Raw genomic sequence first — 25,996 nt, forward strand, 5'->3', positions numbered from 1 at the left:
AAAAGCCGCTAATCTCTTAGCGGCTTCTGTTCTGTCGTTTCTCTCAAATATCACGCGGTAGCGGTTTTGTTCGCTTCCGCCGTCTTGTCGTCGTCCTGAGTCATTCGATTCAGTTTCGGCGCGGTCAGCAGCATCAGCGCCGCGATAACCGCCGTAGCGATACCAATCTGCATGAACACGGTACCGTAGACGTTCAGGGAGAGCAGCGGATCGGTCACGTTTTCTGGCACAGCCATCAGGTTCGCGATCTTACCGGCGATGATCGCCGCACCGGCAGTGGTCAGGAACCAGCTACCCATAATGAAGCCCATCAGACGCTGTGGAACCAGCTGTGCAACCATCGCCAGACCCAGACCGGAGATCATCAGTTCGCCGATAGACTGCAGCGCGTAGCTCAGGATCAGCCAGTTAACGGACACGATACCGGCGTCGGACGCAAACTTAGTCCCCAGCGGCAGCACCAGGAACGCACCAGAACAGAGCACCATACCCACCGCGAACTTGTGCGGCATTGGCAGACGATCGCCCATCTTGTTATAGATTGCGGCCAGAATCGGGGAACCGATCATGATCCAGAATGGGTTCAGTGCCTGGAACTGCTCGGGTTCGAATGCGATACCCAGGATAGAGTGCTCAACGTTACGAATAGCGAAGAAGTTCAGAGAGGTTGGCATCTGGCTGTACAGCACGAAGAAGATAATCGCTTCCAGCATCAGAATGAACGCCACAATCATCTTACGACGGGCTGCACCCTTCATAGCGAACGCTTCTTTCGCGAAGATGACCACGATGCCCAGCGCAACTACGCCCAGAACGGCACGAGCGATACCCTGGTTGTGCAGCAGCCAGGTGGCGATCGCCGCCAGGACGACAACGCCCACGATGGTAGCCAGCAGCTTGCCCATGTGTACAGGCTCGAAGTCAGGTTTTGAACCGTAGTCTTTCACCCAGTTGCGGCAGAACAGGAAGTTTACCACGGTGATCAGCATACCCACGAAGCTCAGCGCAAACGCCACGCTCCAGCCGAATTTCGCGGCCAGCCATGGGGTTGCCAGCATGGAAAAGAAGGAACCGATGTTGATGGACATGTAGTACATGGTAAATGCACCGTCCAGACGTGGGTCATCTTTGCTGTAGCAGGTTGAGAGCAGGGAAGACGGGTTCGCTTTGAACAGGCCGTTACCCACGGCGATGGTTGCCATGCCCATGTAGACCACAGCCGCATCATGTCCTGACCATGCAACCAGACCATAGCCAATAGCCAGAACAATGGCACCCAGCATAATGACGCGCTTAGTACCGAGAACTTTATCACCCAGCCAGCCGCCGATAGCAACCAGACCGTAAACGAGGGCACTAAAGGAGGAGAACAGCGTGATGGAATCGGCTTCGGACATACCCAGTTGTTTAACCAGGTAAACCGCCATGATCCCTTGCAGGCCGTAGTAACCAAAACGCTCCCATAACTCGATAGAGAAGATGAGATAAAACGCTTTCGGTTGTTTAAAAGCGTTCAGACTCACGCTTTCATCTGTTGGTTTATTGTTTGCAGTCGACACATATACCTCTTTTTTTACATCCCATATTAACGGGGGTGTTCATCGCGTGATGGCCGTAGCCCATCCGCCTTATAGTTATATTGGGAGGAGAAACGGCGGGTAATGTTCACTATCCTGCCCCGTCTGGCAATACGTTTGTAATAATCTGTTACATATATCTTGAACGGTATAATTGTCGGTTTCTACAAATGTTATTTAGCGTTAAATTTTATACGATAACTAAAGGTAGTTTTTTCGACTGGTATACACCCAGTGTGATGGGGTTTTGGCGATATGTTCTGCTATTTGCCGCTTGTTGTAGTGATATAGCCCATATTCTGAAAAATAGCTGGTCTTATCTTCCGGGTAAACGCATTTAAATCTTGCCCGGCAAAGGGTTTGCGATGACTTTGACTACAAAAAATCAACATGACGTTATCAGAGTGATCGCGATCACAGATGTATAGAAATTTTTGGCTATGAAAAAAGTATTAACCTGTTTGAGCGTTATAGAGCCGAACAAGTGACAAGTCAGAAGAAAGTAAGAGCGGACAAATAACGGCCAAAAGAAGAACGAACGGTAGTCCTTCTTTTGGTAGGGGATTATGACGATCAGGGATAGACTTTTTCTTTATATTCGCAGAGATCTTCAATAACGCAGGAGCCGCAGCGCGGCTTTCGGGCTATGCAGGTATAACGACCGTGCAAAATCAGCCAGTGGTGGCAGTCAACCTTGAATTCGGCAGGAACCACTTTTAACAGCTTCTCTTCTACCTGCTCGACATTTTTCCCTGGGGCGAAATTGGTCCGGTTTGAGACGCGGAATATATGCGTATCAACGGCGATGGTCGGCCAGCCAAACGCGGTATTGAGCACAACGTTCGCGGTTTTACGCCCCACGCCCGGCAAGGCTTCCAGCGCGGCGCGATCTTCCGGTACTTCGCCTCCGTGCTGTTCCAGCAGGATCCGACAGGTCTTAATCACGTTCTCGGCTTTGCTGTTAAACAGGCCGATGGTTTTGATATATGACTTCACGCCTTCCACGCCCAGCTCCAGCATGGCCTTCGGCGTATTGGCGACCGGATAGAGCAGGGCAGTGGCTTTATTGACGCTCACGTCGGTCGCCTGCGCAGAGAGCAACACCGCGATCAGCAGCTCAAACGGGGAGGTAAAATTCAGCTCCGTCGTCGGGTGCGGGTTCTCGTCCCGCAGACGGGTCAGGATCGCAATGCGCTTTTCTTTATTCATGAGGCCTTCTCGGGTGTCCCTTCCAGAACGCTGCGCTCAGCCGCGCGGCGCTTACGTTTCTCATCAATCAGGTATTTTATTGCCAGCATCATGCCGAGGCCAATAAACGCGCCGGGCGGTAGCATCGCCAGCAGGAATGGCGTATCGGTGTGAAACACCTCAACGCGCAGCGCTTTAGCCCAGCCGCCCAGCAGCGCATCTGCGCCGTCGAACAGCGTACCGTTGCCGAGGATTTCACGCAGCGAGCCCAGCACGAACATGGCGCACGTGGCGCCCATGCCAATGGAAAAACCATCCAGCGCCGACATGGCTGGGCTGTTTTTTACCGCGAACGCTTCCGCACGCCCGACCACGATACAGTTGGTGACGATAAGAGGAATGAAGATCCCGAGCGACTGGTACAGACCAAACGCGTAGGCGTTAATCAGCATCTGGACAATACTGACCACCGACGCAATGATCATGACGTAAATCGGAATACGAATTTCCGACGGCGTCCAGCGTCGCAGGGCAGAGATGGAGAGGTTGGTCAGGGTCAATACCAGCGTGGTTGCCAGACCCAGACCGAGCGCGTTGGTGGCGGTGGATGTCACCGCCAGCAGGGGGCACATACCCAGAAGCTGTACCAGCGCGGAGTTGTTCTTCCACAATCCCTGGACAATAACCTCTTTAACCTGGCTCATGATTACTCCTCACAGGCCGGAAGATTGTTGATCTGCGCGGGCAGCGTTTCAGCGTACAGCCCGGCTCGTTTTACGGCGTTTACCACCGCCCGCGGGGTGATGGTTGCGCCCGTGAACTGGTCAAACTCGCCGCCGTCTTTCTTCACCGCAAACGCGGTGTCATCTTCACCATGGATCACTTTACCGGCAAAGTGCAAAATCCAGTCGCTCAGACGGGTTTCAATTTTGTCGCCAAGACCCGGCGTTTCATGATGCTCCGTCACGCGGGTGCCCAGGATGGTACCGGAGAAATCGCTGCCCACGAGCAGCTGAATGGCGCCGGAATAGCCATCAGGCGCGGTCGCTTCCATCACCGCGCCGACCGGTTTATCCCCTTTGCGGGCGATAAAGAGGCGGTGCGGGCCTTTCCCAAGCTGCGGCGCGTCTACCACAAAGCAGCTTTTTTGCAGGTCATTATCGTAGAAATCGGACGGGATCACCTGATCGAACAGCGCCTTTTGCTGCTTCGAGGCCTGTTCTTCGATGGTCGTTTTGGTCAGCGCATTAACCAGTGCCGTCAGCCCCGTCAGAACCGCGGCGAAGACAGCCAGCGTGACGCCGTGTTTTTGCATCGTTTTTAACATGGCGAAACCCTTAGCGATGGCCGTACACGCGGGGGCGCGTGTAATAGTCGATGAGCGGAACGGTAATATTGGCGAGCAGGACGGCAAACGCCACGCCGTCCGGATAGCCGCCAAAGCTGCGGATCAGCCAGACCAGCAGGCCAGCCAGCGCGCCGAAGATCAGGCGACCGCGGTTGGTGGTGGAGGCCGTCACCGGATCCGTCAGGATAAAGAAGGCACCCAGCATAGTCGCGCCGGAGAGCAGGTGCATCTGCGGGCTGGCCAGCGATTCAGGAGAGAATACCCAGCCCAGCGTGGCGCAGACCGCCAGCGTTACCAGGAAGCTGACCGGAATATGCCAGCGGATAGCCTTCTGCTGCAACAGGAACAGGCCGCCCAGCAGATACGCCAGGTTGACCCACTGCCAGCCGGCTCCCGCCAGCACGCCGCTGTAGATGGCGGACTTCATGATTTGCTCAACGCTGTGCCCGGCGTGCAGGGACGTTTTAAACGTATCGAGCGGCGTCGCCTGGCTGATACCGTCCACGCCCATACGCAGCGCGTTCATATCAGCACCCAGCGCCGTATGGCCGGTAAAGATCACCTGCAGAGCATCCATAAAGCCGGGCACTGTGGCTGCAATCTCGTGCGGTGGCAGCCAGCTGGTCATCTGTACCGGGAAGGAGATCAGCAGCACCACGTAGCCAATCATCGCCGGGTTAAACGGGTTATGACCGAGGCCGCCATAGAGCTGTTTGGCAATAATCACGGCAAACACGGTGCCGAGCACCACCATCCACCACGGGGCAAGCGGGGGAATGCTGATGGCCAGCAGCAGGCCGGTCAGCAGAGCGGAGTTGTCGGCCAGGATGCGGGAAACCGCCATCTTGCGCAGCTTCAGCACGAGGGTTTCCGCGGCGACGGCGCTGGCGCATCCAAGAGCTATCTGGAACAGAGTTCCCCAGCCGAAAAACCAGCACTGAACGGCAATGCCCGGCAGCGCGGCCAGGCAGACCAGCATCATGATGCGCGAGGTCTGGCGCTGATTGTGGGTGTAAGGGGAACTTGCGATTCTGAAAACCATTTAATCCTCGTTTACGGCTTGCTGTGCGGCTTTCTTTGCCTGAACGCGCGCAATGGCGGCGGCGACGGCGGCCTTGCGCGGGTCATCGTTGGCGGCCTGCGGCTGCTCTTCCTGCTGTGCTGCTTTGCGCGCTTTGGCGCGGGCTATCGCCGCTTCAACGGCGGCTTTGCGTGGGTCGACCGGTGCTTCAGGTTCTGCGGCTGGCGCCTGCTGCGCTGCTTTGCGCGCTTTGGCGCGGGCAATCGCCGCTTCAACGGCAGCTTTACGCGGATCGACCGGTTCCTGTTCAACCACCACTGGCTGCTCCCCGGCCTTGCGCGCTTTGGCACGGGCAATCGCCGCCTCAACGGCGGCTTTGCGTGGATCGATTTCAGCTTCCGGCTGCGCCGCTTGCGCTTTTTCCGCCTGACGGGCGCGGGCCGCAGCTTTACGCGCTTCGCGGGCGGCAATCGCTTCGCTGTTATCCGGTTTTTCACCGGCCTGGATCACCAGCGTCTGGGCGGCACTGGCTTTTTTCTCGCGAACGCGCGCCAATGCGGCGTTGATTGCATCCTGATCTTTCCCGGCAGGCTGAACGGCGGCCTGCTTATGTCGCTCCTGACGAGCCATCTTCTCACGTTCGAGACGCGCCTGACGCGCTTCGAAACGTGCCTTGGCTTCCGCGGCGCGTTTTTCTTCCATGGAGATGGCATAAATCTCGGCCTTCTCCTGGCGGAAGTACTGCACCAGAGGAATGTTGCTTGGGCAGACCCAGGCGCAGGCGCCGCATTCGATGCAGTCGGCCAGGTTATGGGATTTGGCCTTGTCGTGTAGCTGGCCTTTGCTGTACCAGTACAGCTGCTGCGGGAGGAGATCCGCCGGGCAGGCATCGGCACAGGCGCTGCAGCGGATGCAGCCTTTCTCTTCCTGCTCCTCCCCCATTTCGGTTGGGGAAGGGGCAAGCAGGCAGTTGGTGATTTTCACTACCGGAACGTCGAGCCACGGCAGGGTAAAGCCCATCAGCGGACCGCCCATGATCACCATCTGGTCGCTGGCCGGGCAAAATTCAGCCTGTTCCAGCAGATGGCGCACCGGCGTGCCGAGGCGCGCCCAGACGTTACCCGGACGAGAGACAGACTCTCCGGTCAGCGTTACCACGCGCTCGGTCAACGGCTCGCCGTCAATCACCGCACGCTTGACGGCGTAAGCGGTGCCGACGTTTTGCATCAGCACGCCGATATCCGACGAGCGTCCGCCGTGCGGGACCTGCTTGCCGGTGAGGATTTGCGTCAGCTGTTTTGCGCCGCCAGAGGGGTACTTGGTCGGAATAACGCGCAGGGCGATATCATGGCTACCGGCCAGCACGGCGCGCAGCATTGAAATAGCCTGCGGTTTATTGTCTTCGATACCGATCAGCACTTCCCGCGGCTGTAAGATGTGGGCGAGGATGCGGATGCCTTCCACCACCTGGGCGGCGCAGTCCTGCATCAGACGATCGTCGGCGGTGATGTACGGCTCGCACTCGGCGGCGTTGATAATCAGCGTCTGAATCTTATCGCCACCACCGCGCAGCTTGACGCCGGTCGGGAAGCCCGCGCCGCCAAGCCCCGCGACGCCGAACTGATGAATACGCTCAATGAGCGCTTCGCGGCTCTGGCTGCGGTAGTCGCTCCAGCCGTCACGGTCAATCCAGCGATCTTCGCCGTCGGCTTCAATAATCACGCTCAGTTCCGACAACGCGGACGGATGCGCCACCGTATGAGGGGCAATTGCCACCACTTTCCCGGAAGTAGGGGCGTGTACCGGCAGCATACGTCCGCGTCCGAAGGTCAGCGGCTGACCGCGCAGCACCGTATCGCCTTCTTTCACGCACAGCTCGCCCTCAGCGCCAATATGCTGCTTGAGCGGCATGACGTAACGCGTCGCCAGCGGAATTTGACGCAGCGGCGTGCCGTTGGACTGGGTTTTCATCTCTGGCGGATGGATACCGCCGTCAAAGTCCCAGATCTTCTCTTTTCTGAAAGCAGAAAATAACTTAAGCATGTTGTTCCACAGGAATATTGCGAACCGGAATGGTTTGAAGATCCCACTTCCAGCTTTCGGTAGTCGTTTCAACCGGGCGCAGCTCTATACATTGCGTCGGGCAGGGGGCCACGCAAAGGTTACAGCCGGTGCAAAGATCCGCCACAACGGTGTGCATGGTGCGCGTTGCGCCAACAATGGCGTCGACCGGACAGGCCTGAATACATTTGGTGCAGCCGATGCAGTTTGCTTCGTCGATCACCGCGAGGGCACGGACCGGCTCCTGGACTTCCGCATCGCCATCAACGGGCTGCGGATCGACGTTAAGCAGGGCGGCAATTTTCAGCATCACCGCTTCGCCGCCGGGCGCACAGCGGTTAATTTTTTCACCCTGAATGCCTACCGCTTCAGCGTAAGGGCGGCAGCCCGGGTAGCCGCACTGTCCACACTGACTTTGCGGCAAAAGCTCATCAATTTTTTCAACAACAGGATCGTCCTCTACCGCGAAACGGCGGGAGGCGTAGCCTAGGATAAGGCCAAACACCAACCCCAGGACGCTGATAGAGGCGATGGCAATCCAGATAGCATTCATTACAACTTCACCAGACCACTAAAGCCCATAAAGGCCAGAGACATTAAACCCGCGGTCACCAGCGCAATGGCATTACCGCGAAATGGCGCAGGGATATCCGCTGCTGCCAGACGTTCGCGAATCGACGCGAACAGCACCATAACAAATGAGAAACCGACAGCGGCGGAGAAACCGTACAGCGCCGACTGCATGAAGTTATGGCCAAGGTTGATGTTCAGCAGCGCCACGCCAAGCACCGCACAGTTGGTGGTGATCAGCGGCAGGAAGATACCCAGCAGGCGATAGAGCGCCGGGCTGGTTTTACGCACCACCATTTCGGTAAATTGCACCACCACCGCAATGACCAGAATAAACGCCAGCGTGCGGAGATAGATTAACCCCAGCGGGATGAGGATCCAGGTGTCAATCAACCACGCGCAGATGGACGCCAGCGTCATGACGAAGGTCGTCGCCAGCCCCATGCCCATCGCCGTTTCCAGCTTTTTGGACACGCCCATAAACGGGCACAGGCCAAGGAACTTCACCAGAACGAAGTTGTTAACCAGCACGGTGCCGACAAAGAGCAGTAAGTAATCGGTCATTATTTAGCCTGAAATAAAAAAGCCGCCTATTATCGGACAAACCGGGGCAGGCGACAACAGGTTATCTGTAAGGTTATTACGGGTTCACGAAGGTGTTTTTCACACGCGTTGAACGTTTGAAATAGGGCACCAGCAGCGCCGCAGCAAGTAACGGGAAAAGCAACTGGCGGACAGCAAGCGCGTCAGAGACGGGCGAGAAAGCAAACGCTTTAACCGCCAGCAGGACCGAAATGAGCAGCCAGATAATGTAGTGCTTAGGCACACTCTTGCGGCGCTTAAAGAAGGCGATAGTCAGCCACAGGGTGTAGTACCACATCCCAATCGCGAAAACGAACGACACAAACCACATCGCTATATTCAGCACGCTTTGCGACATCAGGGTCTGAATAGCGTGAGGGGTAATCAGTGCGGTGGTATAAAGCAGCAGCGCAAGCGATGCGCTTAATAAGGCAACCAGCAGCCATGCCAGTGGGGCGATTAACCAGCCTCCGATGCGTTCTCCAGGCGTTGCGGTCATGAACTCTCCCATTATCTGCGCGAAATGTTGTACAGCCAGTTTGCAGGGCGGAGAGTATATAACATTTCGCGCGGATGGCTACTTTCTTATAAAACGTAACGCCATACGGACTTCGGCACCTCGCCGACGTTGAACAAGCGTCCGCCGGAGACCAGCTCCGCACGGCGATGGTCAGCAGCGCGATACATATTGATGATGTCCTGATTATCCGACAGGGTGTAGTTCAGATGGTCAAACAGTTTTTCCAGGCTCTCAAGCGAATTGATCTTGCGAAATTTTAATAAATAGTCCTGAACTGTCATATTAATAATTTTCCATATAAAAGTGAGTAATACCAGTTAAGGTAATTCGGTCGAATAATAAACGGATTAATACAGACGTAAACAGCCCACTCAGATAACGCGACGAAATTAGGAGTTTTCTTTGCTGAAATTCAGGCACCGAAGGTGATGCCTGGAAGAGAAGGTTAACCGCGTTCACCAGGGCTGGCAATACGAAACTGACACATTATGTCACTCTTTAAAGCAGCAACCGGTTACTTAGGATGGGTGACGGCAGCAGGCTCCGGCGGCTGGTAGTTATCAATATGGCTGGCTACGCCGAGCAAAATGACCGAAACCCCAAGAACAATCCATCCCGCTAATTCAATGATTCGATTAATAATTGATGCCATGATTCACTGTTGTAATTTATCCATAAATACAGGTCGCAAATGTTACAGCGCTGTTTCTCTGACGGCAAGCGCTTTGGGAACGATTCCCTTAAACAAAATCAGAAGGTTAATACTATGTAACAAAAATAGCCGGTACAGCCTGCTATTTTAAGCGCCATGGCTCATTATTAATGAGGACAATGCCAGAAAAGCCAGTATGAAATAAGAAACGCAACAAGAGGACAACACGATGAGTGATAACATTCGCGTCGGGCTTATAGGCTACGGGTACGCGAGCAAAACGTTTCATGCGCCTCTGATAGCCGGAACGCCGGGAATGGCGCTGGCGGCGGTATCCAGCAGCGACGCCGCCAAAGTCCACGCTGACTGGCCCGCAGTGCCGGTTGTCTCCGAGCCTAAACACCTTTTCAACGATCCGAATATCGATTTAATTGTTATTCCCACCCCGAACGACACGCACTTCCCGCTGGCGAAAGCCGCGCTGGAAGCCGGGAAGCACGTCGTTGTTGACAAACCCTTCACCGTGACGTTGTCACAGGCGCGTGAACTGGAGGCGCTGGCAAAAAGCCTGGGCAGAGTGCTGTCCGTTTTCCATAACCGCCGCTGGGACAGCGACTTCCTGACGGTTAAAACGCTTCTCGGGGAAGGCACGTTAGGAGAGATTGTTTTTTTTGAATCGCATTTTGACCGCTTCCGTCCGCAGGTGAGAAACCGCTGGCGCGAGCAGGCCGGTCCGGGCAGCGGCATCTGGTACGATTTAGCCCCGCATCTGCTGGACCAGGCCGTGAATCTGTTTGGACTGCCGGTGAGCATGACGGTCGATCTGGCCCAGCTCAGGCCCGGGGCGCAGACAACGGATTACTTCCACGCGGTGTTGAGTTACCCGCAGCGGCGGATTGTGCTGCACGGCACGATGGTCGCGGCCGCGGAATCTGCCCGCTATATCATCCACGGCACGCGCGGGAGCTACGTGAAGTTTGGCCTCGATCCGCAGGAAGACCGCCTCAAAAACGGTGAACGTCTGCCGCAGGAAGACTGGGGCTATGATATGCGCGACGGCGTCGTGACACGGTCGGAAGGTGAGGAGCTGGTTGAGGAAACCCTGTTAACGATCCCGGGTAACTATCCGGCTTATTATGCTGCCATCCGCGATGCGCTGAACGGCACGGGGGAGAACCCGGTTCCGGCCAGCCAGGCGATCCAGATTATGGAGCTGATTGAGCTGGGGATCGAATCTGCCAAACATCGCGCCACGCTCTGTCTGGCATAAGTTTTAAATGCTTTTGTATGCCGGGTAAGGCCTAGCCGCCACCCGGCAAAGGGTTTACGCGGTTGCCACCTTATCCCGCAGCGCCTGCTTCTCTGCAGGCGTAAGGAAGGCGATCTCCAGCCCGTTGATCTGCGCCTGGCGGATCTGCTCGCGGCTCAGGCCCGCCTGCGGCGCGGCGATGTTGTACTCGTGGATGATATCCACGCCCTGAACCGCCGGATCGTCCGTGTTCAGCGAGGCCAGTACGCCGTGCTCAAGGAACGTTTTCAGCGGGTGCTGCGCCAGCGTTGCCACGGTGCTGGTCTGAATGTTGGACGTCAGGCACGACTCAATGCCGATGCGCTGCTCCGCCAGGAAATCCATCAGCGCGCGGTCTTCTACCGCCTTCACGCCGTGGCCGATACGCTCGGCGCCCAGCTCGCGGATGGCCTGCCAGATACTTTCCGGGCCCGCTGCTTCACCCGCATGGACGGTAATGTGCCAGCCAGCATCGCGCGCGCGGTTGAAGTGGGAGAGGAACAGGCTGCCGGGGAAGCCCAGTTCGTCGCCGGCGAGGTCGACGGCGGTGATGGCATCGCGGTGCGCCAGCAGCGCTTCCAGCTCCTGCAGGCAGGCGGCTTCGCCGAACGTGCGGCTCATGATGCCGATCAGGCGGGCCTGAACGTCGAACGTTTTACACCCTTCGCGGACGCCTTCAATGACGGCTTCCACCACGCCTGCAACGGGCAGGTTGTGGGTCATCGCCATATAGCCCGGCGAGAAGCGCAGCTCGACGTAGTGCAGGCCGTTGCGGGCGGCGTCTTCAATGTTTTCAAACGCCACGCGGCGGCAGGCATCCAGCGAGGCCAGCATCTTCACGCCCCAGTCGAGTTTGCTCAGGAAACTGACCAGGTCCGGTTCATTGGAGGTGACCTGTACGTGTGGGATCAACGACTCAAGCGTCTGAGCGGGAAGCGTTAAGTTGAACTGGCGGCCAAGATCGAGGATGGTTTGGGCACGAATGTTACCGTCAAGGTGACGATGAATATCAGTTAAGGGCAGGCGTGTATCAATCATGGTCGCACTCTTTTCGGGTTAAAGTGCGCCATATTATAAAAACAAAACGGGGTAAAAAGCTATTTGCGCAAGGGAATATTCCGTTGCGCAAACAAATTACAGGAGCGTGTTGATCCCGGCGATGAGGCGCTGCACCCCTTGTTCCAGCTTGCTGCGCGGGCAGCCGGCGTTAAGGCGCACGAAGCCGTTACCCTCGTTTCCATACGTGTATCCCGGCATGATGGCGACTTTTTGGTGCTCGATCAGTACTTTTTGCAGTGCCCTGTCGTCAATGTTCAGCGGGCGCAGGTCAATCCAGGCCAGATAGGTTGCTTCCGGCGGCTGCCAGTTCAGTTTCGGAAAAGCACTGTTTAATTCCTGTGCGATATACAACAGATTCTCTTCCAGATAACGACGCAAGGCATTCAGCCACGGCTCTCCCTGCTGATAGGCGGCGATATGGGCCGTCAGCGCCAGCACGGAAGGGGAAGATAGCCCATCTCGTCCTTTTAGCGCGCTGAGATAGCCGTTACGGCTCTCTTCATCGCCGATCAGGCCGTATGCGCCCGTCAGTGCCGGAATATTAAAGCTTTTCGAGGCGGAGGTGAGAAGCGCCCATTTGCCGCGCGCTACCGCATTCCACGGGGTGTGGCGATGCGCCCCCCACACCATGTCCATATGAATTTCATCGCTGATAACCGCCACGTCATAGCGTACGCAAAGCTCTGCCATATGGGTCAATTCATCCCGCGTCCAGACCTTGCCGGTCGGGTTCTGCGGGCTGCACAGTAGCAGAATTTTGTTTTCCGGTTTCGCCAGGGCCGCTTCAAGCGCCACCATATTGCCCTGCCAGCCAGCCGCCTGCTTTTCCATCTCAACGGCCACAACCTGACGCGCATTGCCTCCAATGGCGTTGTAAAACGCATCGTACGCCGGGGTGTGAACCACCACGCCGTCACCGGGCTTTGACCAGAGGCGGATCAGCTCTGACACCATATAGATGACGGAAGGGCCATAAACGATGGTTTCTTTATCAATGCGGCTGTTAAAGCGCTGCCGAAACCAGTGCTCAACAGCGGCAAGAAACTCGTCGTTTTTCCAGCGGCTGTAGCCCAGCACGCCGTGGTTGATGCGCTGATGCAGCGCGTCGGTAATGCAGGGGGCGGTGGCGAAGTCCATATCCGAGATGGTGAAGGGCAGCAGATCCGCCGCGCCAAAGCGGTCGGCGACGTAGTCCCACTGCGTACACCAGGTGCCGTGACGATCCACGACGGTAGAAAAATCAAACATGACGTTAATCCTTAAAGTAAAACCCCCTCATGAGAGGGGGTTGAGGCATCAGGCTTCTACTGTTCGCATCAGGGTTGCCAGCTCATCTTTCACCGACTGAACCTGCGGGCCGATAACCACCTGCAAATTATGCTGATTTAACTGTACCACGCCGATGGCCCGGTTGGCTTTCAGGGCGTTGGTATCCACTTTTGACATATCCGCCACCGACAGACGCAGGCGGGTGATGCAGTTATCCAGCGAGGTAATGTTATCCGCACCGCCCAGCGCAGCCAGAATGGCAGGGGTATTATACCCGGATTTGCCCACGGTACCGGCCACCGCCTGCTCAACGCTGGTGGCGGTATCGGTATCGCGGCCCGGCGTTTTCAGGTTAAAGCGGGTGATGGCGAAGCGGAAGATACCGTAGTACACCGCGAACCAGATAGCCGCCACGACCGGCACCAGATACCACTTGGTTGACAGGCCGTGCAGGATCCCGAACACCACGAAGTCAATCACGTTGCCGTCGGTGTTGCCGATGGTGACGCCCAGCACCGCCATCACGGTAAAGCCCAGGCCGGTCAGCAGCGCGTGGATGAGATACAGCACCGGCGCAACAAACAGGAACAGGAATTCGATAGGCTCGGTGGTGCCGCCCACGACGCAGGCAATCACGCCGGAGATCAGCAGCCCTTTAATTTTATGTCGGTTTTCCGGGCGCGCGCAGTGGTACATCGCCAGCGCGGCACCCGGCAGGCCGCCGAGGAAGGCCGGCATTTTACCCTGAGACAGGAAGCGGGTGGCGCTTTCGGAGAAGCCGTGGGTAGTCGGACAGCTCAGCTGCGCCTGGAAGATGGTCAGCGCACCGCTCACGTCGTGACCGCACACCTCCATGGTACCGCCCGCTTCGGTGAAGCGAATCAGGGCCACCAGGATATGCTGCAGGCCGAACGGCAGCAGCAGACGCTCGCCGGTGCCGAAGATCATCGGACCAAAATCTCCCGCGCCGTTGATGATGCGGCCAATGCCGTTGATGCCCATCGCAAAGACCGGCCAGATCAGCGGAATGATCAGGCCGAACAGACCCATGACCACCAGGGTGACAATCGGCACGAAGCGGGTACCGCCGAAGAAGGCCAGAGCATCCGGCAGGCGGATATTGTGGAAGCGTTCGTGCAGCATCCAGATAATCACCCCGGCGATCACCGCTCCGAGGATCCCGGTATCAATAGACTGAATACCAATCACGCTCTGAATGTTGTTGGCCTTCAGCACGGCAGCATCGGTCGTCGGCAGAATGCCTTTCGCGGTCAGCCAGAAGTTAACCGCCAGGTTCATCACGGCGTAACCCACAAACCCGGCAAACGCCGCGACACCTTTATTCTCGCGGGCCAGGCCCAGCGGGATGGCGATGCAGAACATCACGGGCAGGAAGCTAAACGCGAAGGAGCCGACCTTACTCATCCAGATAAAGATCGCCTGCAGCACGGGAGTACCGAGGAACGGGATCAGCGTGATGACGTCTTTACTGCTCAGCGAACTGCCGATCCCGAGCATGATCCCGCAGAACGAGAGGAGCGCCACGGGCAGCATAAAGGTTTTACCCAGTTGCTGGAAAAACTCCCACAGCGATATTTTTTGTGCTGTTTTCGCCGTCATAAAACGACTCCTTTATTGTTAAAATCAGTTTGCCTGCTTCAATGCTGCGAGAAGATAAAACGTTTTATCAAAGTTTAGTGCGCGCTAAATCACATTCTCAGGCTTTGACTGGTAGTATAAAGATAACGTATTGATAAAACGTTTTACCGATCTCATTTCAGGGAGTCACGCTGACACATGGCTGTAGCGAAAAAAGTCACCATCAACGATGTCGCGCTGGCGGCGGGGGTTTCCGTCAGCACCGTTTCTCTCGTGCTCAGTGGTAAAGGGCGCATCTCGCCCGCAACCGGCCAGAGGGTGAACGAGGCGGTTGAACAGCTGGGCTTTGTGCGTAACCGTCAGGCGTCGGCGCTGCGCGGCGGGCAAAGCGGGGTGATTGGCCTGATTGTCCGCGACCTGACGTCACCTTTCTATGCGGAGCTGACCGCCGGGTTAACCGAAGCGCTGGAAGCGCAGGGGCGGATGGTCTTTCTTCTGCACGGCGGGCGCGAGGCCGGGCAGCTTCTCTCCCGTCTCGATATGCTGCTGACCCAGGGGGTTGACGGAGTGATCGTCGCCGGAGCGTCGGGCGTGGGTAGCGAACTGTGCGAGCGCGCCGCCGAAAAAGGTGTGCCGCTGGTGTTCGCCTCGCGCGCCAGCTATCTGGACGAGGCCGATACGCTGCGCCCGGATAACATGCAGGCCGCGCAAATGTTGACCGAACATCTTATTCGCCGCGGGCATCAGCGCATTGCCTGGCTGGGAGGGAAAAGCTCCTCCCTGACGCGCGCCGAGCGGGTCGGCGGCTACTGCGCGACGCTGATTAAATACGGCCTGCCGTTCCACAGCGAATGGGTCGTGGAATGTGAATCCAGCCAGAAGAAAGCGGCGGAAGCGATAGGCGCGCTGTTGCGAAGCAATCCGACGATCAGCGCCGTGATTTGCTACAACGATGTGATTGCCATGGGGGCCTGGTTTGGCCTGATCCGCGCCGGGCGTCAGAGCGGCGAGGGTGGGGTGGAAACCTTCTTCGGCCATCAGGTGGCGTTAGGGGCGTTCGCCGACGTTGGTGAAAACGCGCTGGACGATCTCCCCATCGTCTGGGCTACCACCCCTGCGCGGGAGATGGGTTACACGCTGGCAGACAGAATTATGCAGCGCATCGACAACACGGATGTCCAGTCCGGGCACCAGATTGTGGCGGCGCGGCTGGTGACGGTGAAATAATTCAGCTCTGCTGCGTAAGCGGGTTGAGCGTCAGATGTGTCTCCAGGGCTTCTACAAATTTTCGTACTTTTGCCGGGATCAGCCGGGAGGTCGGGTAAACCGCCCAAATGGCCAGCGATTCCGGCTGAGCATCTTCCAGGACGATCCGCACGAGTTTACCCTCAGCAATGGCAGGCTCTACGTACCAGCGAGATAAATTTGCGATGCCGAGTCCCCCCAGGCAGGCCTCGAAAATCGCCTCAATAGAGTTAGCCGAGAATCGGCCTGACACCTTTTGTTTGTAGCGCTGTTCACCCTTTTCAAATGACCAGTGTGTCGTATCTGAGGTGGTCAGGCAGCTATGTCCAGCCAGATCGTTAAGCAATTTCGGTGAACCGTACGCGGCGAGATATTCCGCGCTGGCGCAAAGCTCGCGGGGGTTATCACAGATGCGGTGTGCAACTAACCGGTTATCGCGCAGCGGTGCAATGCGTAACGCCACGTCTATGCCTTTCCCGACAATATCAATTTGCTCATCGGTTGCCAGCAAGTCGACCTGCAGGGCAGGATGTTGCTGCATAAACAGCGGCAACATCGGTGCAACGATCTTGCGTCCAAACGCCGCTGAGGCGGTAATGCGAAGGCGTCCGGACAGGTGCGTACCATCAGGAAACAGATCGGCCAGCGCGTTATTTTTATCTTCCAGCAACGCCTGCGCATGAGGCAAAAAAACGTCACCATCGCTGGTGGGTGAGAGGGATCGCGTGGTGCGATGCACCAGCCTGACCCCCAGCTCAGCCTCAAGATTGTTAAGAGAGCGTGACGCCGCCATGGCGCTCATTGAGAGCCGACGCGCGGCGCCCGCCAGGCTACCCGTCTTAATCGCTTCGACAAACACTTCAACGTCTTCCAGTTTCATTGTATCGCTTTTCGTTATGCTGCCTTATCAAAGTACATATCTACAGTATTTATCGTTACGCTGCCATAGTCTCTTCACAACCTGAAAAATATCAATCTGGAGTGAAGATGAAAAAGTTGAAAACGGTTCTGGCATTCAGCAGCCTGTTGCTGGTAAGTGCCGCCTGGGCTGACGCACCTGCGCAGGTGAAGCAGCAGGTCCCCGGCTATTATCGTCTGGCGGTAGGGGAATATGAGGTCACGGCGCTGTTCGACGGCTATAACGACCTTTCGCCGTCATTACTCCACGGTCTTTCAGACGACAAGGTTCGTAAACTGCTGGCTCAGCATAAAATCGATGCCGAACGCATGCCGACCGCTTTTAACGCTTTCCTGGTTAATACCGGTAAACATCTGGTCATGATTGACAGCGGAGCGGGGCACTGCGTGCCGGAAACGGCCGGCCAGCTGGTTAACAATATGAAAGCATCAGGCTATCGTCCCGAGCAGGTTGATACCATTTTCCTGACTCACCTGCATCTTGACCACGTGTGTGGCCTGAGCGATGCAGACGATAAAGCGCTGTTCCCCAATGCCACCGTCTACGTACCGCAGGGGGAGGCCGACTACTGGCTTGATCCTGCAAAAGAAGCGAGCGCGCCGGCTAATGCGAAAGAGTATTTTGCTATCGCCCGAAAAGCATTGTCTGATTATAAAGCCTCCGGACAACTTAAAACCTTCGTTCCGCCAGCTTCGCCGATCCCGGAAGTCCAGACGGCCTATGCCGTTGGCCATACGCCCGGCAGTACCGTTTATCGCTTTGCGTCGCAGGGGACGGCTATTAACTTCATTGGGGATCTGATTCATGCGCCAGCCGTCCAGTTCCCGCATCCTGAAGTGTCTATTCGCTTTGATGTCGATTCGAAAAAAGCCATCTCGTCCCGGGCGCAGGAATTTAACGCCCTGGCGAAAGACGGCGAGTGGATGGCCGCTGCGCATCTGCCTTTCCCCGGTATTGGGCATATCACCGCCTGGCAGCAGGGCTATAACTGGAACCCTGTAAATTACGGTCCTTATCAACGTGCGGCCAACGTGCCTCTGCTGAAATAAAGTGAGGTTACGAATATGAAAAGTTACACCGTAACGGCAAACGACATTCGCCAGTTTGTGGTTGAAGAGGGTGAAGGCGCGCCGGTTATTCTTCTGCACGGTTTTCCTGAAACAAACTATGCCTGGCGCTACCAGATACCTGTATTGTCCCGGCACTACCGCGTCATCGCGCCGGATTTGCGAGGATATGGCGAAACGGATAAACCGGCTTCTGGCTATGATAAACGGAACATGGCCCGGGATATCCGCGAGCTAATGCGTGCGCTGGGGTTACAGAAGGTGGTGCTGGTGGGGCACGATCGCGGGGCGCGCGTCGCGACGCGGTTCGCAAAAGATTACCCTGAGCTGGTGGATCGTCTGGTGGTCATGGATAACGTGCCAACGCGTATCGTGGCGCGCGATTTGAATGCGTCCATCGCCCGCGCATACTGGTTCTTCCTGTTCCATCTTGTGCCCGATCTGCCGGAAGCGCTGATTGCAGGACGTGAAAATATCTGGCTGCGCCACTTTTTCTCAGACTGGACCTACGATCCGTCAACCATCAGCGGCGAGGCGTTTGACACCTATGTTCGCGCGTATCAGGCGCCCGGAGCCGTGCGAGGCGCGATGGCTGACTATCGCGCCAACGCGGAAGACGTGGCGCAGGATCTTGCCGACGCTGACGTGAAAATCGCCTGTCCGGTAATGTCGCTGTGGGGCAATGATTTTCACGCGGTTGGCAAGCTCTTCGATATGCAAAGCGTCTGGGCTGAAATGGCGGATAACCTGCGGGCGCAGGGTATCGACGAGTGCGGCCATCTTCCTCAGGAGGAACAGCCTGAGAAAGTTAATGCCTTGCTGCTGGATTTCCTGCAGGGATGGAAAGGATAAGGGCAATAAAAAACCCCTCTTGCGAGGGGTTTTGACGTTTACTGCTGCGGTGCCGCCGGTACGGCTGGCGCTGCGGGTTCAGCCGGTTCCGGCATTCCCAGCGTCGGCATACCAAACATGCCAACAAACTCTTCCAGCGGCATTTTGTCGCCGTTCAGCGTTACCTGGCCGTTGGCATATTGCAGGCTGGTGGAAATGGTGTTGTCTTCCACTTTGGTGATGCGGAACATCTGACCCATCGCCGCCAGACCTTTCACCTGCTGGTTCGCCAGCTTGCCAGCATCTTCATCGCCGTAGCCTTCCAGCTTCGCAATCTGGGTCATAAACTCGGTCGCCATATCCATCGGGATGGTCAGCTTGCTGTCGAGCGACTTCACGCTGCGATCCACTTCCTGCGCCAGCGTCTGCGGTTCACCCGTGGCGGCTGCAGGATCTTTCAAGAACAGCGACAGGTTAAAGCTGGTTTCGCCTTTGCTGTTTTTCCAGCTCAGCGGCGCAACGGTGACTACCGGCTGGCCTTTCAGCAGGATTGGCAGGTTATTGAACAGCACCGCCATCGCCTGCTGCTGGTACACTTCCGGGTTCTGCTGCAGCGCGGCGTCGGTCAGCAGCGCCTGGCTCTCTTTGCTGTATTTCTGGCTAAATTCGTGCCATGCCTGGCCGTCGATATTGCCGATCTTCAGCGACAGCTTGCCGGTGCCCAGATCCTGATTCTGCACTTTCAGGCTCTTCAGCGTGTAATCCAGCTGGGTATTGATGCTCTTACCGTCTTTGGATACGTCGGATTGACCGTTAACGTCCATGCCTTCCAGCACGGCCATCTCTTTTCCTTCAATTGCGATAGCAATCTTATCCACGGAGAGCTTCTGATCGCCGATACGCTCTTTAAAGTCGGTCATACGGCTGTTGCCGTCGGCTTTCAGGTTGTTGAAGGTGAGCTGAACTTTTTGGTTATATTCGTTCACGGCGTTGACCAGGCCGCTTTCCGCTTCACCCGTCATGGAGAAGACGTTGCCGTCCCGATCCGCATCAAGTTTGAAATGGCCGCCGCTGAAGGCGACTTTTTCGTTCTCTTTCTCGTAGTTCAGTGGTTTCAGCGCGATATCAGAGCTGGTATCACCGGAGTAGCTAATGCGGGTGTTAATGTCGAAAGGTGATTCATTCTTCGCCAGGTCAAACAGCGGTTTGGTGACGTCGTTATTCACCAGTACGGTATGAACGGACGCCATGGACGGGATCAGGTTAAACGACTTTAACTGCGCCAGCGGCAGCGGACCGTGGCTTACCACTTCATCCAGCACCACGCTCTGTCCCGGCTTCAGCCAGCCGTTTGCCGCACCGGCCACCGGCTTCACCACCAGCTGCATGCGGCTGGTGAACACGCCGCGCTGATAGTTCTGGTAGCTCAGCTCCAGACCCGCCTCCGGCGCGCTGCGCTTAATTTCTCCGTTAGCCTGCGCCACCATCTCAGCCAGACGGCCTTCCAGCTGTTTCCCGGTAAACCAGGAGGCACCCGTCCAGACCACGCCTAACGCTACAATCACTCCAACCGCTACGACCGATTTTTTCATTGCGACTATCCCTAAAATGAAACCAGGCGGTAAAAACCGCCCGGAGATATTAAGCCTTCAACTAGCTTAGCAAGAGTTGTTAAAAAATTCAGTAAGTGCTTAAAGCTTATTAAAAACGCGCGCCAGGCGACCGGTGCCGCTCACGCTGACCGGGGACTCATTGGCTGCAACGAATGCTGACTCGCCAGGCTGGAGAACCAGACGCTGCTCGCCTTTGCGCAGCGTTGCTTCGCCCTCGACGCAGAACAGGATCGCAGCGCTCTCCTGTGCGATTGTCGTTTCCGTCTGATTGAGGTCGTGCAGGGAGAACGCAAAATCCTCAACCGGAATCGGGAAGTCCAGCTCTGCACCGTTTTTCACCGGCTGAGTCAGCAGCTCCGCGGCAGGCTTCGCTACAAACTTCACGTTGGCAACCAGCTCAGGGATGTCGATATATTTCGGCGTCAGGCCCGCGCGCAACACGTTGTCAGAGTTGGCCATCACCTCCAGCGCTACGCCCTGCAGGTAGGCGTGCGGGGTTTCCGCGAACAGGAACATCGCTTCGCCAGGGTTCAGCTTCACCACGTTCAGCAGCAGAGGGGAGAACAGGCCGCTGTCGTCAGGGTAAAACTCGGAAATCAGGCGGATGGTCTCCCACGGTTCCCCTTGCTGGCTGTTCAGGGCCGCTTTCAGCACCGCCAGCGCGTGAGATTTCTCTTCACCCTGCATATTCAGCAGGCTGGCAAACAGCTGGCTGAGCGCGTCCGCGTTTGGGTTTTCGAGGAAGTGGGCAATAGCCTTGTTGGCACCCGCGACCGGCTGCAGCAGGGAGATAATCTCTGAAAACTCGCGGAAGGCGTTCATCGCCAGGAACGGCGTCAGCGCGAACACCAGCTCCGGCTTGTGGTTAGGATCTTTGTAGTTACGCTCGGCGGCGTCCAGCGGGATGCCCGCCGCGTTCTCTTTGGCAAAGCCGATTTCAGACGCTTTCTTGTTCGGGTGAACCTGGATGGAGAGCGGCTGGTCGGCGCACAGCACCTTAAACAGGAACGGCAGTTCGCCAAAGCGCTGAGCCACCTTGTCGCCCAGCAGTGCGGCTTTATCGGCATCAATCACGTCACGCAGGCTGCGTATCTGGCCGCTGGCGTCTTCAATTTTTGAGCTGCTCTTCGGGTGCGCCCCCATCCATAGTTCCGCCATCGGCAGGTTGTTCGGGTTCGCGATACCGTAGAGATCCGTTAACGCAGTTTTACTTCCCCAGGCGTAGTTTTGCACTGAGTTAATGAGTTTTTGCATTATCAAGCCCTGATTCAAATGTGGAATTAACTCCGGGTATTAAAGCAATAAACTACGTGGAAGTAACCTGTGGATGTAAAAAGTCGTACTAGTCTCAGTTTTTGTTAAAAAATTGTGTAGGATAAGCTGACTCGCTTTTAAGCCGGGCAGCGGAACATCTGCCCTGAATAAACAGACCGAAGCAGTAAGTGAGAGAACAATGTCGAATAAACCCTTCCATTATCAGGATCCTTTCCCCCTCAGTAAGGATCAGACCGAGTATTACCTGTTAACCCGCGATCACGTCTCCGTCTCTGAGTTTGAAGGACAAGAGATCCTCAAGGTGGATCCGCAGGCGCTGACGCTGCTGGCGCAGCACGCTTTCCACGATGCCTCCTTTATGCTCCGCCCCGCGCATCAGCAGCAGGTTGCTGATATCCTGAGCGACCCGGAAGCCAGCGAAAACGACAAGTACGTTGCCCTGCAGTTCCTGCGTAACTCCGATATCGCGGCGAAAGGCATTCTGCCAACGTGCCAGGACACCGGCACGGCGATCATCGTCGGTAAAAAAGGCCAGCGCGTCTGGACCGGCGGTGGTGACGAAGCGGCGCTGGCGCACGGCGTCTACAACACCTACACCGAAGACAACCTGCGCTACTCGCAAAACGCGGCGCTCGATATGTACAAAGAGGTCAACACCGGCACCAACCTGCCCGCGCAGATTGACCTCTACAGCGTCGACGGTGACGAGTACAAATTCCTCTGTATCGCCAAAGGCGGCGGTTCAGCCAACAAAACCTATCTCTACCAGGAAACCAAAGCGCTGCTCACGCCGGGCAAGCTGAAAAATTACCTGGTTGAGAAGATGCGTACCCTCGGCACCGCGGCGTGCCCGCCGTACCATATCGCCTTCGTGATTGGCGGAACCTCAGCTGAAAGCACGCTGAAAACCGTCAAGCTGGCCTCGACCAAATACTACGACGGCCTGCCTACTGAAGGTAACGAGCACGGTCAGGCGTTCCGCGACGTGCAGCTTGAGCAGGAACTGCTGGAAGAGGCGCGTAATCTGGGACTCGGGGCGCAGTTTGGCGGTAAGTACTTCGCCCACGACGTGCGCGTGATCCGTCTTCCGCGCCACGGTGCCTCCTGTCCGGTCGGGATGGGCGTCTCCTGCTCTGCGGATCGCAACATCAAGGCCAAGATCAACCGCGAAGGCGTGTGGATCGAAAAGCTGGAAAATAACCCGGGCAAATACATCCCGGAAGCGCTGCGTAAAGCGGGTGAGGGTGAAGCGGTTCGCGTTGACCTGAACCGTCCGATGAAAGAGATTCTGGCGCAGCTTTCTCAGTATCCGGTATCGACCCGTCTCTCCCTGAACGGCACGATCATCGTGGGCCGCGACATTGCGCACGCGAAGCTGAAGGAGCGTCTGGACAACGGCGAAGGGCTGCCGCAGTACATTAAAGATCACCCGATCTACTACGCGGGCCCGGCGAAAACGCCTGAAGGCTATGCCTCCGGCTCGTTAGGCCCAACCACGGCAGGGCGTATGGACTCGTACGTTGACCAGCTGCAGGCCAACGGCGGCAGCATGATCATGCTCGCTAAAGGCAACCGCAGCCAGCAGGTGACGGACGCGTGCCACAAGCACGGCGGCTTCTACCTCGGCAGCATCGGCGGCCCGGCGGCGGTTCTGGCGCAGGGCAGCATCAAGAGCCTGGAGTGCGTGGAATACCCGGAGCTGGGTATGGAAGCGATCTGGAAAATCGAAGTGGAAGACTTCCCGGCGTTTATCCTGGTGGATGATAAAGGCAACGACTTCTTCAAGCAGATCCAGTCGTCCCAGTGTTCGGCGTGCGTGAAGTAAATTGAAAAAAACGGGTGGCGCAGCCGCCACCCGACATCAAAAAGAGCGCACAAAGCGCCATACCGTTTCTCAGAAGTCATCAATACTTATCCCTTAAGCATGTGAGCAATCCCTCTTTTGTTATCAAGGAGAAAGTAATGACCACGGTACGCCATGAGAAAGACTCGATGGGCGCCATCGACGTCCCGGCCGACAAGCTATGGGGCGCGCAAACCCAGCGTTCGCTGGAGCACTTCCGTATTTCGACCGAAAAAATGCCCGTCTCGCTGATTCAGGCGCTGGCGCTGACCAAACGCGCCGCCGCGAAAGTGAACCAGGATTTGGGCCTGCTGGACACCGATAAAGCCACCGCCATTATCAACGCCGCAGACGAAGTGCTGGCGGGCAAGCATCCTGACGAATTTCCCCTTGCTATCTGGCAGACCGGTTCCGGTACCCAGAGCAACATGAACATGAACGAAGTGCTGGCGAACCGGGCGAGCGAGCTGCTGGGCGGCGTGCGCGGCATGGAACGTAAGGTCCACCCGAACGATGACGTCAACAAAAGCCAGAGCTCTAACGACGTTTTCCCGACGGCGATGCACGTGGCGGCGGTAATCGCCATTCGCGAGCAGCTTATCCCGCAGCTCAACGTGCTCAAATCCACGCTTAACGAGAAAGCGCAGGCCTTCCGCGACATCGTCAAGATTGGCCGTACGCACCTGCAGGACGCCACGCCTTTGACGCTCGGCCAGGAGATTTCCGGCTGGGTGGCGATGCTGGAACACAACCTGAAGCATATCGAGAACAGCCTGCCGCACCTGGCGGAGCTGGCGCTCGGTGGGACGGCGGTCGGTACCGGGTTAAACACCCATCCAGAATACGCGGTGCGCGTGGCGGAGGAGCTTGCTGCCATCACCGGACAGCCGTTCGTCACGGCGCCCAATAAGTTCGAAGCGCTGGGGACCTGCGATGCGCTGGTCCACACCCACGGCGCGCTGAAGGGGCTGGCGGCCTCGCTGATGAAAATTGCTAACGACGTGCGCTGGCTGGCCTCGGGCCCGCGCTGCGGCATCGGTGAAATCAGCATCCCGGAAAACGAGCCGGGCAGCTCCATCATGCCGGGTAAAGTGAACCCGACCCAGTGCGAAGCCATGACCATGCTCTGCTGCCAGGTGATGGGCAACGACGTGGCCGTCAACATGGGCGGTGCGTCCGGCAACTTCGAGCTGAACGTCTATCGCCCGATGGTGATCCACAACGTGCTGCAATCTGTTCGTCTGCTGGCGGACGGGATGGAGAGCTTTAACGAGCATTGCGCGGTGGGAATTGAGCCCAATCGCGAACGCATCAGCCAGCTGCTCAATGAATCTCTGATGCTGGTCACCGCGCTCAATACCCATATTGGCTACGACAAGGCCGCCGAGATCGCCAAAAAAGCGCATAAAGAGGGGCTGACGCTGAAAGCCTCCGCCCTGGCGCTGGGCTATCTCACGGAGGCGGAGTTTGACGCCTGGGTTCGCCCGGAAGCGATGGTCGGCAGCCTGAAATAATCATCCCGCCACGTACAGGTGCAGCCGAGGAATAATCAGCTCTAGCGGCTGCGCCTGAGGTCTGTAACGGTGCTGAACATTGTCAGCATCATAATTCAGCAGTTCCCCAATATCGGGTACCACCGCGCCCTGATCGGCATCGTAAAGCGCAATCAGCGGCGTCGGGCAGGCATACTGTACCTGCTTTTGTTGACCGGAATACCAGACGCGAGCGATAGGCTGCACCTTCACCGGGCGCTTTATCTTCAGGCGCGCATCCACCGGCAGCGAGGCGATGCTGTGGTACTCCTGCTCCAGGCGCTCAATCCACTGCTCCCGCGACCACGGCGCGACGGTGCGCGGCGTCTTCAGGCTTTTTTCCAGCTGGGCCAGAATCTCATCCCGGGTGAAGTTTTTAATGATGTGCTTATTCGCCCAGCCGAAGCGCAGCGTAGCGGGGTGACGCAGTACCGTCAGCGTCCGATAGGCATTCAGGGTAATCAGCCCCGGAAGCTGTCGGTGCACCCACTCAAACCGCGCGGCAGGGGCGAGGCCGGACTCTTCGGTGATGATCTTTTCAAAGGCCGCTTTCAGGGTGTTGATATGCGCAATCTGGCTTTCCAGCGCTTCGCGCGATGTCGCATCGGTTTGCAGGCAGATGACCCCCGGCAGGCGCACGGCGGCCTTGCTGCTGCGGTTTTCTGACTGCTGCTGGATAAACAGGCGACGATAGTGTTTTAGCGCCAGCTCAAGAGCCGCGCTGCCGATGTGCTGTTCGACCTCGATGGTGTCCAGCGGATCGTGCTCGGCTCCCTTAGCCACATCCGGCAGGGTAAAGACGCGCGCGGCCAGCAGGCGGCAGGCCTGCAAACGCTCGGTCAGGGTCAGGAGTTCGTGTTCTATTTCCCGAAACGTGCCGTTAAGCCGTTCGATGAGATCGTAGTTCGCCATAAACACTCTCATTAGTTACAACATA

24 protein-coding genes are annotated in these 25,996 nt (G+C 57.0%); 6 read left to right on the top strand and 18 right to left on the bottom strand.

Translation table 11 applies throughout. The features are described from left to right. Positions 1-50 precede the first annotated feature (50 nt). From dtpA to blr, 11 genes are all read right to left on the bottom strand, one after another. Positions 51-1,559 carry a dipeptide/tripeptide permease DtpA gene (gene dtpA, locus IM294_RS00830; RefSeq protein ID WP_028012913.1) on the bottom strand — a complete coding sequence of 503 codons (1,509 nt, stop codon included), beginning with the start codon at positions 1,557-1,559 and terminating at the stop codon, positions 51-53. Between the two features lie 591 nt (positions 1,560-2,150). Then, positions 2,151-2,786: an endonuclease III gene (gene nth / locus IM294_RS00835; protein ID WP_028012914.1), complete on the bottom strand. Its 636-nt coding sequence runs from the start codon at positions 2,784-2,786 to the stop codon at positions 2,151-2,153. After that, positions 2,783-3,469 (bottom strand): electron transport complex subunit E, encoded by a 687-nt coding sequence (locus IM294_RS00840; RefSeq protein WP_023617347.1) that lies wholly within the window; start codon positions 3,467-3,469, stop codon positions 2,783-2,785. The genes nth and IM294_RS00840 overlap by 4 nt, the downstream gene beginning before the upstream one ends. Before the next feature lie 2 nt (positions 3,470-3,471). Then, positions 3,472-4,092, bottom strand: coding sequence for an electron transport complex subunit RsxG (gene rsxG, locus IM294_RS00845; protein WP_045261492.1), 621 nt, complete (start codon positions 4,090-4,092; stop codon positions 3,472-3,474). 10 nt (positions 4,093-4,102) lie between these two features. Then, positions 4,103-5,155 carry an electron transport complex subunit RsxD gene (rsxD, locus tag IM294_RS00850; protein WP_048959890.1) on the bottom strand — a complete coding sequence of 351 codons (1,053 nt, stop codon included), beginning with the start codon at positions 5,153-5,155 and terminating at the stop codon, positions 4,103-4,105. Further along, a complete protein-coding gene (gene rsxC / locus IM294_RS00855; RefSeq protein ID WP_126817446.1) occupies positions 5,156-7,177 on the bottom strand; it encodes an electron transport complex subunit RsxC in 2,022 nt (673 codons plus the stop codon). Further along, positions 7,170-7,748 (bottom strand): electron transport complex subunit RsxB, encoded by a 579-nt coding sequence (rsxB, locus tag IM294_RS00860; RefSeq protein WP_126817444.1) that lies wholly within the window; start codon positions 7,746-7,748, stop codon positions 7,170-7,172. Before rsxB ends, rsxC begins: the two co-directional genes overlap by 8 nt. Next, the gene (gene rsxA, locus IM294_RS00865) at positions 7,748-8,329 is read right to left on the bottom strand and encodes an electron transport complex subunit RsxA (protein WP_028012919.1); all 582 of its coding nucleotides are present in this window, start codon (positions 8,327-8,329) and stop codon (positions 7,748-7,750) included. The genes rsxB and rsxA overlap by 1 nt, the downstream gene beginning before the upstream one ends. Before the next feature lie 76 nt (positions 8,330-8,405). Further along, entirely contained in the window at positions 8,406-8,846 is a 441-nt protein-coding gene (locus IM294_RS00870) for a DUF2569 domain-containing protein (RefSeq protein WP_023311379.1), read from the bottom strand. An 86-nt stretch (positions 8,847-8,932) separates the two neighbouring features. After that, positions 8,933-9,148 (bottom strand): transcription modulator YdgT, encoded by a 216-nt coding sequence (ydgT, locus tag IM294_RS00875; protein ID WP_013096896.1) that lies wholly within the window; start codon positions 9,146-9,148, stop codon positions 8,933-8,935. Positions 9,149-9,381: 233 nt separating this feature from the next. Further along, a complete protein-coding gene (blr, locus tag IM294_RS00880; RefSeq protein ID WP_168733269.1) occupies positions 9,382-9,507 on the bottom strand; it encodes a division septum protein Blr in 126 nt (41 codons plus the stop codon). A gap of 241 nt (positions 9,508-9,748) precedes the next feature. On the opposite strand from blr, the gene IM294_RS00885 reads away from it, so the two are divergent. After that, on the top strand, positions 9,749-10,789 hold the full coding sequence (locus tag IM294_RS00885) for an oxidoreductase (RefSeq protein WP_126817442.1): 1,041 nt from the start codon (positions 9,749-9,751) through the stop codon (positions 10,787-10,789). Positions 10,790-10,843: 54 nt separating this feature from the next. On the opposite strand, the gene add is transcribed toward IM294_RS00885, so the two are convergent. The 3 genes from add to malX form a co-directional block, all read right to left on the bottom strand. Continuing rightward, positions 10,844-11,845 (bottom strand): adenosine deaminase, encoded by a 1,002-nt coding sequence (gene add, locus IM294_RS00890; RefSeq protein ID WP_047368418.1) that lies wholly within the window; start codon positions 11,843-11,845, stop codon positions 10,844-10,846. A gap of 96 nt (positions 11,846-11,941) precedes the next feature. After that, positions 11,942-13,114 (bottom strand): MalY/PatB family protein, encoded by a 1,173-nt coding sequence (locus IM294_RS00895; protein ID WP_126817440.1) that lies wholly within the window; start codon positions 13,112-13,114, stop codon positions 11,942-11,944. Positions 13,115-13,162: 48 nt separating this feature from the next. Next, on the bottom strand, positions 13,163-14,755 hold the full coding sequence (gene malX / locus IM294_RS00900) for a maltose/glucose-specific PTS transporter subunit IIBC (RefSeq protein ID WP_028012923.1): 1,593 nt from the start codon (positions 14,753-14,755) through the stop codon (positions 13,163-13,165). 177 nt (positions 14,756-14,932) lie between these two features. On the opposite strand from malX, the gene IM294_RS00905 reads away from it, so the two are divergent. After that, entirely contained in the window at positions 14,933-15,961 is a 1,029-nt protein-coding gene (locus IM294_RS00905; RefSeq protein WP_028012924.1) for a Mal regulon transcriptional regulator MalI, read from the top strand. A 1-nt stretch (position 15,962) separates the two neighbouring features. Here the strand turns inward: IM294_RS00905 and IM294_RS00910 are convergent, their stop codons facing one another. Then, positions 15,963-16,859 (bottom strand): LysR family transcriptional regulator, encoded by an 897-nt coding sequence (locus IM294_RS00910; protein ID WP_028012925.1) that lies wholly within the window; start codon positions 16,857-16,859, stop codon positions 15,963-15,965. A 107-nt stretch (positions 16,860-16,966) separates the two neighbouring features. On the opposite strand from IM294_RS00910, the gene IM294_RS00915 reads away from it, so the two are divergent. Further along, positions 16,967-17,947, top strand: coding sequence for an MBL fold metallo-hydrolase (locus IM294_RS00915; RefSeq protein ID WP_126817438.1), 981 nt, complete (start codon positions 16,967-16,969; stop codon positions 17,945-17,947). Between the two features lie 15 nt (positions 17,948-17,962). Beyond that, positions 17,963-18,817: an alpha/beta fold hydrolase gene (locus tag IM294_RS00920; RefSeq protein ID WP_126817436.1), complete on the top strand. Its 855-nt coding sequence runs from the start codon at positions 17,963-17,965 to the stop codon at positions 18,815-18,817. A 38-nt stretch (positions 18,818-18,855) separates the two neighbouring features. Here IM294_RS00920 and IM294_RS00925 read toward each other — a convergent pair whose 3' ends face one another. Then, on the bottom strand, positions 18,856-20,388 hold the full coding sequence (locus IM294_RS00925) for a YdgA family protein (RefSeq protein ID WP_047365362.1): 1,533 nt from the start codon (positions 20,386-20,388) through the stop codon (positions 18,856-18,858). A 99-nt stretch (positions 20,389-20,487) separates the two neighbouring features. Next, a complete protein-coding gene (gene manA / locus IM294_RS00930; RefSeq protein ID WP_126817434.1) occupies positions 20,488-21,663 on the bottom strand; it encodes a mannose-6-phosphate isomerase in 1,176 nt (391 codons plus the stop codon). A 199-nt stretch (positions 21,664-21,862) separates the two neighbouring features. Here manA and fumA point away from each other — a divergent pair, with 199 nt between their 5' ends. Both fumA and fumC read left to right on the top strand, forming a co-directional pair. Then, positions 21,863-23,509: a class I fumarate hydratase FumA gene (gene fumA / locus IM294_RS00935; protein WP_028012930.1), complete on the top strand. Its 1,647-nt coding sequence runs from the start codon at positions 21,863-21,865 to the stop codon at positions 23,507-23,509. A gap of 137 nt (positions 23,510-23,646) precedes the next feature. After that, on the top strand, positions 23,647-25,041 hold the full coding sequence (fumC, locus tag IM294_RS00940) for a class II fumarate hydratase (protein WP_126817433.1): 1,395 nt from the start codon (positions 23,647-23,649) through the stop codon (positions 25,039-25,041). On the opposite strand, the gene tus is transcribed toward fumC, so the two are convergent. Next, a complete protein-coding gene (gene tus, locus IM294_RS00945; protein ID WP_126817431.1) occupies positions 25,042-25,971 on the bottom strand; it encodes a DNA replication terminus site-binding protein in 930 nt (309 codons plus the stop codon). Positions 25,972-25,996 lie beyond the last annotated feature (25 nt).

The organism is Enterobacter cloacae complex sp. P43RS (genome assembly GCF_014930585.1).
GTDB lineage: Bacteria > Pseudomonadota > Gammaproteobacteria > Enterobacterales > Enterobacteriaceae > Enterobacter > Enterobacter bugandensis.

Coding starts and splice junctions, on each gene's coding strand:
- IM294_RS00910 (WP_028012925.1), bottom strand. CDS start 16,859: ATGAAACTGGAAGACGTTGAAGTGTTTGTCGAAGCGATTAAGACGGGT.
- IM294_RS00870 (WP_023311379.1), bottom strand. CDS start 8,846: ATGACCGCAACGCCTGGAGAACGCATCGGAGGCTGGTTAATCGCCCCA.
- IM294_RS00915 (WP_126817438.1), top strand. CDS start 16,967: ATGAAAAAGTTGAAAACGGTTCTGGCATTCAGCAGCCTGTTGCTGGTA.
- manA (WP_126817434.1), bottom strand. CDS start 21,663: ATGCAAAAACTCATTAACTCAGTGCAAAACTACGCCTGGGGAAGTAAA.
- ydgT (WP_013096896.1), bottom strand. CDS start 9,148: ATGACAGTTCAGGACTATTTATTAAAATTTCGCAAGATCAATTCGCTT.
- add (WP_047368418.1), bottom strand. CDS start 11,845: ATGATTGATACACGCCTGCCCTTAACTGATATTCATCGTCACCTTGAC.
- fumA (WP_028012930.1), top strand. CDS start 21,863: ATGTCGAATAAACCCTTCCATTATCAGGATCCTTTCCCCCTCAGTAAG.
- IM294_RS00920 (WP_126817436.1), top strand. CDS start 17,963: ATGAAAAGTTACACCGTAACGGCAAACGACATTCGCCAGTTTGTGGTT.
- nth (WP_028012914.1), bottom strand. CDS start 2,786: ATGAATAAAGAAAAGCGCATTGCGATCCTGACCCGTCTGCGGGACGAG.
- IM294_RS00840 (WP_023617347.1), bottom strand. CDS start 3,469: ATGAGCCAGGTTAAAGAGGTTATTGTCCAGGGATTGTGGAAGAACAAC.
- IM294_RS00905 (WP_028012924.1), top strand. CDS start 14,933: ATGGCTGTAGCGAAAAAAGTCACCATCAACGATGTCGCGCTGGCGGCG.
- rsxD (WP_048959890.1), bottom strand. CDS start 5,155: ATGGTTTTCAGAATCGCAAGTTCCCCTTACACCCACAATCAGCGCCAG.
- rsxG (WP_045261492.1), bottom strand. CDS start 4,092: ATGTTAAAAACGATGCAAAAACACGGCGTCACGCTGGCTGTCTTCGCC.
- IM294_RS00885 (WP_126817442.1), top strand. CDS start 9,749: ATGAGTGATAACATTCGCGTCGGGCTTATAGGCTACGGGTACGCGAGC.
- IM294_RS00895 (WP_126817440.1), bottom strand. CDS start 13,114: ATGTTTGATTTTTCTACCGTCGTGGATCGTCACGGCACCTGGTGTACG.
- malX (WP_028012923.1), bottom strand. CDS start 14,755: ATGACGGCGAAAACAGCACAAAAAATATCGCTGTGGGAGTTTTTCCAG.
- fumC (WP_126817433.1), top strand. CDS start 23,647: ATGACCACGGTACGCCATGAGAAAGACTCGATGGGCGCCATCGACGTC.
- IM294_RS00925 (WP_047365362.1), bottom strand. CDS start 20,388: ATGAAAAAATCGGTCGTAGCGGTTGGAGTGATTGTAGCGTTAGGCGTG.
- tus (WP_126817431.1), bottom strand. CDS start 25,971: ATGGCGAACTACGATCTCATCGAACGGCTTAACGGCACGTTTCGGGAA.
- rsxA (WP_028012919.1), bottom strand. CDS start 8,329: ATGACCGATTACTTACTGCTCTTTGTCGGCACCGTGCTGGTTAACAAC.
- rsxB (WP_126817444.1), bottom strand. CDS start 7,748: ATGAATGCTATCTGGATTGCCATCGCCTCTATCAGCGTCCTGGGGTTG.
- rsxC (WP_126817446.1), bottom strand. CDS start 7,177: ATGCTTAAGTTATTTTCTGCTTTCAGAAAAGAGAAGATCTGGGACTTT.